This window comes from Stenotrophomonas sp. FSL W7-1447, from assembly GCF_037966425.1.
Lineage (GTDB): Bacteria > Pseudomonadota > Gammaproteobacteria > Xanthomonadales > Xanthomonadaceae > Stenotrophomonas > Stenotrophomonas pavanii.
In genome coordinates, this window is sequence record NZ_CP150199.1 from 1,391,535 (window position 1) to 1,405,046 (window position 13,512).

The 13,512-nt window shown below is 66.8% G+C and carries 9 protein-coding genes; 7 read left to right on the forward strand and 2 right to left on the reverse strand.

The genetic code is table 11. From position 1 onward, the window contains the following. Positions 1 to 11: 11 nt before the first annotated feature. Positions 12 to 647, reverse strand: coding sequence for a GyrI-like domain-containing protein (locus NSQ78_RS06475; protein WP_064237914.1), 636 nt, complete (start codon positions 645 to 647; stop codon positions 12 to 14). A 354-nt stretch (positions 648 to 1,001) separates the two neighbouring features. Between NSQ78_RS06475 and cyoA the strand changes: the two genes are divergently transcribed. Genes cyoA through cyoD form a run of 4 tightly spaced genes read left to right on the forward strand, consistent with a single transcriptional unit; the run spans position 1,002 to position 5,018 of the window. Next, entirely contained in the window at positions 1,002 to 2,042 is a 1,041-nt protein-coding gene (gene cyoA, locus NSQ78_RS06480; protein WP_014646391.1) for a ubiquinol oxidase subunit II, read from the forward strand. A 2-nt stretch (positions 2,043 to 2,044) separates the two neighbouring features. Next, positions 2,045 to 4,042, forward strand: a complete 1,998-nt coding sequence (cyoB, locus tag NSQ78_RS06485; protein ID WP_053462474.1) for a cytochrome o ubiquinol oxidase subunit I — start codon at positions 2,045 to 2,047, stop codon at positions 4,040 to 4,042. Next, complete coding sequence (gene cyoC / locus NSQ78_RS06490) at positions 4,039 to 4,677, forward strand: cytochrome o ubiquinol oxidase subunit III (RefSeq protein ID WP_049465799.1); 639 nt, start codon at positions 4,039 to 4,041, stop codon at positions 4,675 to 4,677. Before cyoB ends, cyoC begins: the two co-directional genes overlap by 4 nt. Continuing rightward, positions 4,677 to 5,018 (forward strand): cytochrome o ubiquinol oxidase subunit IV, encoded by a 342-nt coding sequence (gene cyoD / locus NSQ78_RS06495; RefSeq protein WP_049465797.1) that lies wholly within the window; start codon positions 4,677 to 4,679, stop codon positions 5,016 to 5,018. Before cyoC ends, cyoD begins: the two co-directional genes overlap by 1 nt. A gap of 535 nt (positions 5,019 to 5,553) precedes the next feature. Here cyoD and NSQ78_RS06500 read toward each other — a convergent pair. After that, positions 5,554 to 7,611 carry a bifunctional diguanylate cyclase/phosphodiesterase gene (locus NSQ78_RS06500; RefSeq protein WP_064237915.1) on the reverse strand — a complete coding sequence of 686 codons (2,058 nt, stop codon included), beginning with the start codon at positions 7,609 to 7,611 and terminating at the stop codon, positions 5,554 to 5,556. A 151-nt stretch (positions 7,612 to 7,762) separates the two neighbouring features. On the opposite strand from NSQ78_RS06500, the gene radA reads away from it, so the two are divergent. From radA to NSQ78_RS06515, 3 genes are all read left to right on the forward strand, one after another. After that, positions 7,763 to 9,139, forward strand: coding sequence for a DNA repair protein RadA (gene radA / locus NSQ78_RS06505; protein WP_308306330.1), 1,377 nt, complete (start codon positions 7,763 to 7,765; stop codon positions 9,137 to 9,139). Between the two features lie 134 nt (positions 9,140 to 9,273). Next, positions 9,274 to 11,130, forward strand: coding sequence for an ATP-binding protein (locus tag NSQ78_RS06510; protein WP_064237917.1), 1,857 nt, complete (start codon positions 9,274 to 9,276; stop codon positions 11,128 to 11,130). 49 nt (positions 11,131 to 11,179) lie between these two features. Beyond that, positions 11,180 to 13,486, forward strand: a complete 2,307-nt coding sequence (locus NSQ78_RS06515; RefSeq protein WP_064237918.1) for a tetratricopeptide repeat protein — start codon at positions 11,180 to 11,182, stop codon at positions 13,484 to 13,486. The last annotated feature ends 26 nt before the right edge of the window (positions 13,487 to 13,512 follow it).

The window sequence follows — 13,512 nt, forward strand, 5'->3', positions numbered from 1 at the left end:
CATTCCTTGTGTCATGTGCCGGAATCCTCATCAGGCTCAATCGGCCGCACCGGCTGCCGCAGCACGGTTTTCAAACGTGCCGCCTCGGTCCTGCGCGGGTCGCTCAGGTAGATCTCGTGATGGGGGCCGGCAAAGGTGTAACCCAGTGCGGGCATTACTTCGTCATGCAGGTGCGCCAGGACGGCCCCTTCGTCGTCGTAGGCGCCCACGTGCAAGGTCTGGAGGCTGGGGCCTTCGGCAAGGCGTTCATGGCGGAGGCTTGGCGGGGCATCTCCCAGCTTCGCGCGCGCCTTGCTGATCGCCGCTTGCCACTGCGCAGGCCGGATGTCCTCAGGCGTGCGGATCATCACGGTCCAGGCCCACTCATCCTTGCGCCGCGCGACGAAGCTGGCCGGGTCCTCGGCGCTCCACAGCGCCTCCAGCGGTGGCACCACGTAGTCGCGCCCTTCGGCCTTCAGCGCGAACTTCAATGCATAGCTCACCGAATACAGCCACTGCACGGCCTGTGCGTAGGCGGGAGCGATGTTCGGGTCGCCGCGACCATCGATCATCACGTAGGGCAGGGGGGGTACATCGACCGGTACGAACCTGCCGGCGGGCGGTTGATAGAGCGACCGGTCGCGCTTCCTGAAGTCGATCTTGTCCATTGGGGGCTTCCTCCTGTGCCGAGCATCCCATGCCGGTCACCCGGCAGCACGCTGAACCGGTTCAGGTGACTTTGCCGAACGAGGGCGAACGGCCCCGCGAACGCCCGGGGCCGGGATGCCGCCCTGGGTCATGCGCCCGTCACACCTGCGCGGTGCGACAACGTGTCGCAGCCAGAATCGGGCCTTTCCTGCGCTCGATCAATGTCAATGCCTTTCTTAAATGGTGGGTGACGGCCTAAAATTGAAAGGCTGACTCGACCCCACCTCCCTGCCTGTCTTCCGGACCGGTGGGACCGGCTTTGGCCGGAACAGGCAGGGACGGGGAACGGCATTCCCTCGCAATTGGATCGACCGATGATTCCGTTGAAAACCCTTGGGCGCTGGTTGCGCCCGGGCCTGCTGCTTTCGTTGCTGGTGATGCTCACCGGCTGCGATGCCGTGGCCATCCTCAGTCCGAAGGGCCAGATCGGCCAGGATGAGAAGACCCTGCTGATCACGGCCACCGTGCTCATGCTGCTGGTCGTCATCCCGGTCATCATCATGACCCTGACGTTCGCGTGGAAGTATCGCGCCTCCAACACCAAGGCCCGCTACGAGCCGAAGTGGTCCCACTCGACGGCGATCGAGGTGGTGGTGTGGTCGATCCCGTGCATGATCGTGCTGGTCCTGGCGGTCCTGACCTGGCGCTCGTCGCACGCACTGGACCCGTACCGTCCGCTGGATTCGGACGTCAAGCCGGTCACCATCGAGGCGATCTCGCTGGACTGGAAGTGGCTGTTCATCTATCCGGAAGAGAAGGTGGCGGTCGTCAACGAAATCAAGTTCCCGGTCAACACGCCGCTGAACTTCAAGATCACGTCCGATTCGGTGATGAATGCGTTCTTCATCCCGCACCTGGGCAGCATGATCTACTCGATGGCTGCGATGGAGACCAAGCTCCACCTGATCGCCAACGAGACCGGTGAATTCCCGGGCATGTCCTCGCACTACAGCGGCGCGGGCTTCGCCAAGATGCACTTCACCGCCTACTCGGTCACCGATGCCGAATACCGCCAGTGGCTGGACCAGGTCCGCGCCGGCGAGCAGACCCTGGACAAGGCCTCGTTCAAGGCGCTGGGTGAAGCACGCAACGCCGAGTGGTATCCGGTCACCTACTTCGGCAAGACCGAAGAAGGCCTGTTCGACTGGGTCATCGCCAAGCACATGGGCGACAACAAGCATTACGGCATGAAGCACTCGCATGCCGGCGCCGCCGCTGCCGATGCCGCCACCCATGAAGCGCACGAGGGCCATGCCCCCAGTGACGCGCATGATTCCAAGGAATCGGGTGAAAACCTGGATGCCAACGAACACGAACACGCAGGCCATGCCGGCCACGCGGGTTCGGGAGAATGAACATGTTGGGAAAACTCTCTCTTGAGTCGATCCCCCACGATCCGATCGTGCTGACCACCCTGGTCGGCGCGATTCTTGGTGGCCTGGGCGTCGTCGCCCTGATCACCAAGTTCAAGCTGTGGGGCTATCTGTGGAAGGAGTGGTTCACTTCGGTGGATCACAAGAAGATCGGCGTGATGTACCTCATCGTCGCCTTCGTCATGCTGCTGCGCGGTTTCTCCGACGCCATCATGATGCGTACCCAGCAGGCCATCGCCGTCGGTGGCTCGGAGGGTTACCTGCCGCCGCACCACTACGACCAGATCTTCACCGCCCACGGCGTGATCATGATCTTCTTCGTGGCGATGCCGCTGATCACCGGCCTGATGAACCTGGCCGTGCCGCTGCAGATCGGTGCGCGCGACGTCGCGTTCCCGTTCGTCAACTCGCTCAGCTTCTGGCTGTTCGTGTCCGGTGCGGTGCTGATCATGCTGTCGCTGTGGATCGGTGAGTTCGCTGCCACCGGCTGGCTGGCGTTCCCGCCGTTGTCGGGCATCGAATACAGTCCAAGCGTCGGCATGGACTACTACATCTGGGGTCTACAGGTCGCTGGCCTGGGTACCACGCTGAGCGGTATCAACTTCTTCATCACCATCCTGAAGATGCGTACCCCCAGCATGAAGCTGATGCAGATGCCGGTGTTCACCTGGACTGCGCTGGTGACCAACGTGCTGATCGTCGCCGCGTTCCCGGTGCTGACCATCACCCTGGTGCTGCTGACCCTGGACCGTTACCTGGGTACGCACTTCTTCACCAATGACGGCGGCGGCAACGCCATGCTGTACATCAACCTGATCTGGATCTGGGGTCACCCGGAGGTGTACATCCTGGTCCTGCCGGCGTTCGGTGTGTTCTCCGAAGTCATCGCGACCTTCTCGCGCAAGGCGCTGTTCGGTTACAAGGGCATGGTCTACGCCACCGCCTGCATCGGCGTGCTGTCGTTCATCGTGTGGCTGCACCACTTCTTCACCATGGGCTCGGGTGCCAACGTCAATGCCTTCTTCGGCATCACGACGATGATCATCTCGATCCCGACCGGCGTGAAGATCTTCAACTGGCTGTTCACCATGTTCCGCGGTCGCGTGCACTTCACCACCCCGGTGCTGTGGACGATCGGCTTCATGGTCACCTTCGTCATCGGCGGCATGACCGGCGTGATGCTGGCGATCCCGGCCATCGACTTCGTGCTGCACAACAGCCTGTTCCTGATCGCCCACTTCCATAACGTCATCATCGGCGGCGTGGTGTTCGGCATGTTCGCCGGCATCACCTACTGGTGGCCGAAGATGTTCGGCTTCCGCCTCAACGAGTTCTGGGGCAAGTGCGCGTTCTGGTGCTGGTTCATCGGCTTCTACGTGACCTTCATGCCGATGTACGTGCTGGGCTTCATGGGCATGACCCGTCGCCTGCAGAGCACCGTCAACCCGGCCTACGAGCCGCTGCTGCTGGTTGCCGCCTGCGGTGCGTTCATCGTCGGCGCCGGCATCCTGTGCCAGATCATCCAGGTGGCCGTGTCGATCCGCGACCGCAAGAAGACCGTCGACCTGACCGGCGACCCGTGGGATGCCCGTACGCTGGAGTGGGAAACCTCTTCGCCGCCGGCCTTCTACAACTTCGCGACCCTGCCGGACGTCACCGAGCTGGACGATTTTTGGGAGCGCAAGCAGCGTGGTGAAGCCTGGCCGAAGCCGGCCAAGTACACCGACATCCACATGCCGCGCAACACCGGCACGGGCGTTGTCATCGGTGCCTTCAGCCTGGTGTTCGGCTTCGCGATGATCTGGCACATCTGGTGGCTGGCCATCGTCGGCTTCGTCGGCATGATCGCCACGTTCATCTACCGCACCTTCGACCAGGACGTGGACTACTGGGTCCCGGCCGCCGAGGTGGAACGCATCGAGAACGCACACCGCAAGCACCTGGAAGCCCAGGGCCTGGTGAAGTCGGAGCTGAAGGCATGAGCACCAATACCTCGACCCTGAGCCACGGGCACGCCGCGCAAGCGGCGGCCCATGGCCATGACGACCACGAGCACCACGACACCGGCGGCAACACCGTCTTCGGTTTCTGGGTGTACCTGATGAGCGACTGCCTCATCTTCGCCTCGCTGTTCGCCACCTACGTGGTGCTGTCCGGCGGTACCGACGGCGGCCCCGGCGCGAAGGACCTGTTCGAGCTGCCGTTCGTGGCGTGGGAAACCGCGCTGCTGCTGACCTCGTCGCTGACCTTCGGCCTGGGCATGATCGCCATGCACCGCAAGCAGGTCGGCCAGATGTTCCTGTGGCTGGCGGTCACCTGGCTGCTGGGCTTCGGCTTCATGTGCATGGAAGTCTATGAGTTCCAGCACCTGATCCATCAGGGCTACGGTCCGGACCGCAGTGCCTTCCTGTCGGCGTTCTTCGCCCTGGTCGGTACCCACGGCCTGCACGTCAGCGCCGGCCTGCTGTGGCTGCTGGTGATGTTCGTGCAGCTGAAGAAGTACGGCCTGACCCCGACCAACAAGACCCGCATGGCGTGCCTGAGCCTGTTCTGGCACTTCCTGGACCTGATCTGGATCGGCGTGTTCTCCGTCGTCTACCTCAATGGAGCGCTGTAATGGCACATGACAACCACGCACACGACCACGGCACCGGCGGCGAAAGCCACGGCAGCGTGAAGTCGTACCTGATCGGCTTCGTGCTGGCGGTGGTGCTGACCGTCATCCCGTTCTGGATGGTGATGTCGGGCGACTTCTCCCGCACCGTCAACGGTGTGGTGATCGCGGTTACCGCGGTGCTGCAGATGCTGGTCCACCTGGTGTTCTTCCTGCACCTGGACCGCTCGTCGGAAAGCCGCTGGAACGTCAACGCTGCGGCCTTCACCATCGTGGTGATCGGCATCATCGTGGTCGGCACCCTGTGGGTCATGCACAACATGAACGTGCACATGATGCACTGACGTCCTGGCGACGTTGCCACGCAGAAAGGCCGCCCTCGGGCGGCCTTTTTGTTGGCAGGTGGAGGGCAGCACGTGCAACGCATGCCAGGGGGTAACGCCCGCAGCAAGGGATCCGACCCGGCAGTGCTTAAGCACAGGGGGGTAGTGCCGGCCGCTGGTAGTGCAGGACGGCCAGCGGTGGGGGATCCACCATGCGGGCATAGGGTCAGGGCCCTTGCCCGCGGCAAGGGATCCGACCCGGCAGTGCCGGCGCAGGGGGGGGTAGTGCTACCGCCGCTGGTAAATTACGCGAAGCCGGCCAGCGGCCGGCTCCACCGAGGGATCCACCCCATACGGGCATGGGGTCAGGGCCCTTGCCTGCGGCAAGGGATCCGACCCGGCAGTGCCGGCACAGGGTGGTAGTGCCGGCCGCTGGCCGGCAATTGCGGGACGCCGGCCAGCGGCCGGCTCTACCAGGGGGTCCTTGCCCGCGGCAAGGGATCCGACCCGGCAGTGCCGGCGCTACCAGAAGATCCACAGCACAGGTGCATGGGTCTCACCCCACCCGGCGCAGGAACTCGTCGGCGTCCATCGGCCGGCCCAGGTGGTAGCCCTGCAGCTGGTCGCAACCCAGCTCGCTCAGGTACTCGCGCTGCGCCTGCGTCTCCACGCCCTCGGCCACCACCTGCAGCTGCAGGGTGCGACCGAGCGCGATGATCGACGAGACGATGGCGGCATCTTCGGCGTTGCATTCCAGATCGTGCACAAAGGCGCGGTCGATCTTCAGTTCAGTGGCGGGCATGCGCTTGAGGTACAGCAGGCTGGAATAGCCGGTGCCGAAGTCGTCGATGGCGATATGCACGCCCATCGCGGTCAGGTCGTTGAGGATCGCCAGGCTGGCATCAACGTCCTTCATCGCCGTGGTCTCGGTGATCTCCAGGGTCAGCCGCGCCGGTTCGATCCGATGCCGCTGCAGCACCTCGCGCACGCTGTCCAGCAGTGCCGGCGAGGCGAACTGCAACGGCGAGAGATTCACTGCCATGGTCCATTCCGCATGCCCCGACTCGTGCCATGCCCGCAGCTGCGCGCAGGCGCGGTCCAGCACCCAGTCACCGATCGGCAGGATCAGGCCGCTGCGCTCGGCAATGGGAATGAACACATCCGGTGCCAGCAGGCCCAGCTCCGGATGCTGCCAGCGCAGCAGCGCCTCGGCGCCGGTGGCCGGTGCGCCGGCGGCAGGGAACTTGGGCTGGTAATGCAGGATCAGTTCGTCGCGTGCGATGGCCTTGCGCAGGTCCTGCAGCAGGCGCAGCTGGCGGTTGGCGCTGAGCTGCATCGACGGGGTGAAGAAGGTGTAGCCGTTCCGCCCGGTTTCCTTGGTGTGGTACATCGCCGCATCGGCGTGGGCCATCAGCTCGCGCTCGTTGCTGGCGTCGTCCGGATACAGGGCGATGCCCAGGCTGGCACTGACCTGCAGTTCAGCCGCATCCAGCGTGAACGGTTCGCCGGCGGCGGCGATGATGCGCTCGGCCACCACCACCGCATCGTCGGGAGTATCGATGGCCAGCACGATCACGAACTCGTCGCCGCCGAGGCGGGCGAAGGTATCCTGCGGCCGCAGCTGGCCGCCGATGCGCTGTGCCACCGCCACCAGCAGGCGGTCGCCGAGCTGGTGGCCGTAGGCATCGTTGACCGCCTTGAAGCCGTCCAGGTCGCAGAACATCACCGCCACTGCATGGTTGCGCCGCCGCGCCTTCTCGATGGCCTGCTCGATGCGGTCCTGCAGCAGCATGCGGTTGGGCAGCTGGGTCAAGGGATCGTGCAGCGCGGCCTGGATCAGCTTGTCGTTGGCGTGCGCGAGCGAATCGGCCAGCAGCCCGGTGCGCACGCGCATCTGCCGGTCGAACAGCGAGGCGACCAGGGCGATGCCCAGCGTTGCCACCGTAGTGACGATCACCAGCACGGCCAGCCAGCGTGTATCGATGCCACCGCTGCCGACCGCGCCACAGACGCTGCCTTCGGGGAAGCGCGCCGCCGCCATGCCGGTGTAATGCATGCCGACGATGGCCAGCCCCATCACCAGCGAAGCGAGCGCGCGCAGCAACAGGGTGTTGCGCTGCTCGGCGCGCAGGCGGAAGGCGATCCACAGCGCCGCGCCGGCCGCGCCGATGGCCACCGCGATCGAGGCAGCGAACCAGCCGGGGTGATAGTCGATGCCGGGCTGCATGCGCATCGCGGCCATGCCCAGGTAGTGCATGGCCGCGATGCCCAGGCCCATCAGCACGGCACCGGCCAGCAGGCGGCGCCACGGCAGGCTGGGGCGCGACACCAGCCACAGGGCATAGGCCGAAGCGCCGATCGAGACCGCCAGCGAGTACAGGGTGATGCCGAGGTCATAGCCCACCGGGATCGGCAGGTCGAAGGCCAGCATGCCGATGAAGTGCATCGACCAGATGCCCAGCCCCATGGCCGCCGCGCCGCCGGCCAGCCACCAGCGCGCCACGCGCCCCTCGGCCGTGGCCAGGCGCCCGGCCATGTCCAGCGCCGTGTACGAAGCAAGAATGGCCACCAGCAGGGAGATGGTGACCAGGCTCTGACTGTAACTGCCAGTCATGTTGAATCCAGTGGGGGAGGGAGGGGGCGCCCGCAAGGCGCACGCCCGCGACCCCTATCGGCGCGGGTGGGCAGGACTTGAGCGGTCGCAGCAGCTGCGACCCGGCTCGGCTATCCTGCCACGCCCGTTCCCGTTGCAGGAAATCACCCCGATGGCAAAAGGCCGTACCGCCTACGTCTGCAATGAATGCGGCGCCGAATTCAGCAAGTGGCAGGGCCAGTGCACCGAGTGCAATGCCTGGAACTCGCTGTCGGAAATCGTGCTGGAAAGTGCGGCGGCAACCAAGGCGCCGGCGTCGCGCCGGGCGGGCTGGGCCGGCAAGGTCGATCCACCGAAGATCACCGCCCTGAAGGACGTGGAGCAGACCGAGCATCGCCGGGTCACGACCGGCATCGGCGAGTTCGACCGCGTGCTGGGCGGCGGTCTGGTCGAAGGCGCGGTGGTGCTGGTGGGCGGTGACCCGGGCATCGGCAAGTCGACCCTGCTGCTGCAGGCGGTGGCGAAGATGGCGGCCGAACTGCCGGTGCTGTACGTGACCGGCGAGGAATCGCTGGCCCAGGTGGCCGGCCGTGCGCATCGGCTGGAGCTGCCGCTGGACGGGGTCAACGCACTGGCCGAGACCGGGGTCGAATCGATCCTGCAGCATGCCTCCCGGGCCGGCCCGCGACTGATCGTGGCCGACTCCGTGCAGACCCTGTGGACCGAGAGCCTGACCGCCGCGCCCGGTTCGGTCAGCCAGGTGCGCGAGAGCGCGGCGCGGCTGGTCCGGTTTGCCAAGGAAACCGGCACGGCCGTGTTCCTGGTCGGCCATGTGACCAAGGAAGGCGGCATCGCCGGCCCGCGCGTGCTCGAGCACATGGTCGATGCAGTGCTGTATTTCGAGGGCGAGAGCGGCAGCCGCTTCCGCCTGCTGCGCGCGTTCAAGAACCGCTTCGGTGCGGTCAACGAACTGGGCGTGTTCGCGATGGGCGACAAGGGCCTGAAGGAGGTCTCCAACCCATCGGCGATCTTCCTGTCCGGCGGCAGCACCCATCAGCCGGGCAGCAGCGTGATGGTCACCCGCGAGGGCACCCGGCCACTGCTGGTGGAGGTGCAGGCGCTGGTCGATGCGTCGCCGCTGTCGAATCCGCGCCGTGTCGCGGTCGGCCTGGAGCAGAACCGCCTGGCCATGCTGCTGGCGGTACTGCATCGCCACGGCGGCGTGCTGGTCGGCGACCAGGACGTGTTCGTCAACGTGGTCGGTGGCATCCGCGTGCAGGAGACCGCCGCCGACCTGCCGGTGCTGCTGGCCGTGCTGTCCTCGCTGCAGGACCGGCCGCTGGCGGAAAAGACGATTGCGTTCGGCGAGGTGGGGCTGTCCGGCGAGATCCGCCCGGTGCCCAATGGTGAAGACCGGCTGCGCGAGGCCGCCACCCATGGCTTCAAGCGCGCCATCGTGCCCAAGGCCAATGCGCCCAAGGGCGGTTCGGTGAAGGGGATGGAAGTGATCGCGGTGGAGCGCCTGTCCGAGGCCATCGACGCGGCGTGATGCACGCGGGCCTGCCTGCGGGGCCTGCCTCTACAAACGACATATACGGCAACGGTCAGGCTGGCTGTGCTAGTTTTTCCCGCTCGACGAAGGCGCCCTCTGGCGCCTTTCCGTGCCCAGGAGTAAACGATTACATGCAGGACACCGCGCTCACCGCCCCCGACGCCGAGATCCGTCGTGCCGGGGTCGATCTCAATGGACTGATGACGGTGCTGGGCAAGCACCTGTATTCCACCCCGGTGGTGGCGCTGCGCGAACTGGTGCAGAACGCGCACGACTCGATCATCCGCCGCCGCATCGAACAGCCCGGCATCGAAGTGCCGTCGCGCATCTCGGTGCAGGTCGATGCCGGTGCCGGCGTGCTGCGCATCATCGATACCGGTGCCGGCCTGACCCGCCAGGAGATCCACGATTACCTGGCCACCGTCGGCGTCGGCTATACCCGTGGCCTGCGCCAGGGCGGTGAGGATGACGAAGGCCTGATCGGCATGTTCGGCCTGGGTTTCCTGTCGGCCTTCGTGCTGGCGCGCCGGGTCAGCGTGCGTACCACCTCGTACCAGACGCCGGATTTGGGGCACCTGTACGTGTCCAGCAATGCCGAGCAGTACACCGTCAGCGAAGTGCCGGCACGCGCGGTCGGCACCGAAGTGGAACTGGAACTGCATCCGGATTTCCTGCCGCTGGCCAACGAGGCGCGCCTGCACGAGGTGCTGGGCCGCTACTGCGCGCTGCTGTCCGAACCGATCTTCATCGGTGCTGCGACCGAAGCGCTCAACCCCGAGCCGCCGCCGTGGCGGGGGCAGGGCGACGTGGCCGTGCACCCGGTGCAGGCACGCCGCCAGGCACTGCAGTTCGCTGCGCGCTTCGAGCACGATTTCGAGCCGATCGTCACCGTGCCGCTGCGTGCCGACGGCAGCAGCGATGCCACCGGCCTGCTGTGGGTGCAGGACGGCGCGACCTATGGCACCAGTGACAACCGCAACCTGTCGGTGTTCGTGCGCGGCATGCTGCTGGATGACGATGCCCGCGACCTGCTGCCGCCGTGGGCCGGCTTCATCGGCGGGGTGATCGAATCCTCGCGGCTGACGCCGACCGCCAGCCGCGAAGACCTGCAGCGCGATGACCACTACCGTGCCGTGCAGCATGCCTTGCTGGAGGCGCTGGTCGACGGCCTGGCCGACGTCGCGCGGCAGCAACCGGAAGCCTGGCGGCGGGTCCTGGCCCGCCACAACGAGGCCCTGCTGGGCGCAGCGCTGTGCGATGACCGCCTGTTCGAACTGCTGATGGAGCATGTGCGCGTGCCGACCTCGCAGGGCGACCTGCCGGCCAGTGCCCTGCCGGCGCGCGGTGCCGTGCATGTCATCCTCGACAACGGCGGTGGCTTCGAAGAGATGCTGTTCCGCGCGATGGGGGTGCCGGTCGCGCATGGCCACCGCTACGCAGTGGTGCCGTTCCTGCGGCGCTGGGCCCAGGCCAAGGGCCTGCGCCTGGTTGAACTCGGCACCGAGCAGGGCAACCGCGCACTGTTCCGCAGCGATCACAGCCTCGACGAGGCGCAGCTGGCCTGGCTGCGCGAACAGCTGGGCGATGGCGAGCAGCTGCTGCCGGCGCGCTTCAGCCCGGAGGCACTGCCGGTGGTGGTGGTGCCCGACCGCGAGGCCGAACTGAAGCAGCGCCTGGAGGACGACGAGAACGACAAGCGCGTCTCGATGGCCGCGCTGCGCCTGGCGCGCCAGTTCACCGCGCGCATCGAATCACGCGCGCCGTCGCGGTTGTACCTCAATCTCGACAACCCGGCCGTGCAGGCGCTGTTGCGTGCCCAGCGCGAGGGCCATCCCCAGGCCGACGCCGCCGCACGCCTGCTGCGCTCGCTGAAGATCATCGTCGCCGCGCAGGGGCGCCCACTGGCGCGCGCGGCGACCACCGCAGGCCCTGACCTCAATGGCGCCTTTACAGATATCGCCGGTGCCCTGCAGCAGATGCTGCGCTGAGCACCGCACCTTCTCATCCAGCCTTCGCTAGACAGGAGCATTCATCCCCATGGACATCTGGAACTGGGTCGAAAAACTGCAGGGTGACCTGCGCCAGGCCGGCCAGGCGCAGAACGCGCACCTGCTGAACCGTCTCGCCGACGAGGTCAGTGAACTGCAGATCGACCGCGTCGATGCGCTGCTGCCCGAGGCGCGTGCGCTGGGCAAGGCGCTGGACAACCCGTGGGTCGACGTCTATGTCGGCCACTGGGCCCTGCGCAACCGCGTCGGCAACCGCGTGGAAGGCGAGAGCGCACTCGGCGAAGCCGTAGCGCTGTTTGAACGGGCACATCGCGAGGACACGCTGGAGTGCCCGCAGTCGATCTGCGTGACCCAGGACCTGGCGGCCTGCTACGGCAACATCGATGGCCCGGGCTGGGTGCCCGAGCGCATCGAGGTGTGCGACGAAACGCTGGGCCGCATCGATCCGAGCTGGGCCTGTTTCCAGTGCCTGAGCTGCGAGAAGGCCGATGCACTGCTCGATGATGGCCGTGGCCAGGAGGCGCTGGATTACCTGCAGGTGCAGGCCGATGCCGTGGAAGCCTGTGGCAAGGAAGTGTTCGACAGCTTCCCGGAGATGCAGATCAAGATCCTGCTCGCTGTCGGCCGCGCTGACGAGGCACTGGCGCTGATCGAGAAGCGCGAGGCTGAAGTGGCAGCCTCCGGGGAGTACGAGCCGGCCAACTGCACGGTGCCGCGTCGCCTGTCCAAGGCCTGGACGCTGGCCCAGCTGGGCCGCGACGAAGAGGCGCTGCAGCAGCTGGTGCCGTGGAGCGAGCTGACCCCGAACTACTGGCGGTTGTGGGCGAACACCGCCGCCGCGCTGTGCCAGCGTGACCCGGCACGCAATACCTGGGATCTCGGTACGCGCTTCAATACGATCATCGAGCACTTCGCGCGCGTCGGATCGCATCGCCTGCTGATCGAAGTGGCAGCGTTGAGCCTGGAGCTGGCGCTGCAGCGCGGTGCGCGCTGGGTCGCGCTGCGCCAGCTGGAACTGGCCCGCACCCATCTGGCGCAGCTGCGCCAGGACCGTGGTGCCGCGGCCCTGGTGGCCGGCCTGGCCGCGCGCATCGAGGCATTGCCGGACGTCGCGCCGCTGCCGGTGCCGGCCGGCGAGCTGCTGGCATGGCTGGACGCGCAGGGCGAACAGAACCAGGCGCGCGACCCCGAGCGCGAGGCGCAGTGGTTGCTGCAGGCGCATGCCGAGCTGCCCGATGACGAGGCGCTGGCCGAGATGGCGGCCTCGGCGCTGAACGCCTGCGGCGCGCAGGTCGAGGCGCGAGCGCTGCTGTGGCGGTTCGTACGCAGCCATGCGCACAACGATGGTCCCGCGGCCTACACGCTGATGCGCTGGCTGGCCGAGCAGGGGGACGACGACGGCCTGCGCCAGCTGGCCGAGGTCTACCGCAGCAGCGTGCCCGTGTTCGCGCACTGGTGCGAGGTGCAGCGCGCACGCCGCGTGTCCGACTGGCCGGCGCTGGAGCAGGCGGCCCGATCGCTGCTGGAACTGTCTCCGGGCTCGCACGGCGCGCGCGGCACGCTGGCGCGCATGTACATGGAAACCGGTCGCTTCAGCGAAGCGCAGGCGTGCTATGCACAGCTGGTCGAGATGCTGGACGAGCCCAATGCCGCGCACTGGGACCACATGAGTGCGGCAAGCGCGGCACGCGACTGGGATGCGGTGCGCCGCTCGGCTGCGGCGCTTGGCATGGAGCTGTCCAGCCACGAGGGCGTGGTCGAGGAACCGTGGGGCTGGGTGATCATCCGCAGCGAAGAGAACGGCGAACCGATGGAGTACTACGCCCGCCGCAGCGGACCGGTGACCGCGCGCATCGTCGAGAATGCGCCGTCCAACCGCGCCCAGCAGGTGGGCGACTGGGTGGTGTTCGATGCCGCGCTGGTGCATCCGGCCCCCGAGGAGGAGGAAGCGCGCGAGCAGTTCATCCCGACCTATGCGCAGGTGCACGTGCTGGAGCGCGGCGGCTTCGCCCGCAGCTGGATGATCGATGGCGCGCACCCGGGCGAAGAGGCCTGGAATGCCTTCGTCGAGGCGGCCGAAGCACAGGGTTGGAAGGTGTGGTCGCACAGCCGCCCGGACTACACCGTCACCGACCCCGATGTGGAAGAGGGCACGCTGCCCGGCCTGCTGTTCACCGTCGCCCAGCCGCAGGACCATGCGCCGCTGGCGCTGCACCGCTTCCTGCAGCAGCACACCGCGACGTGGCCGCATCCGCATTGCTGGCTGCGCCTGGCTGAAGCCTGTGACCAGGATCGCCAGCCGCATCTGGACGTGATCGAGCGTTACGGCCTGTAAGCCGGGTATCGGGTAGTGCCGGCCGC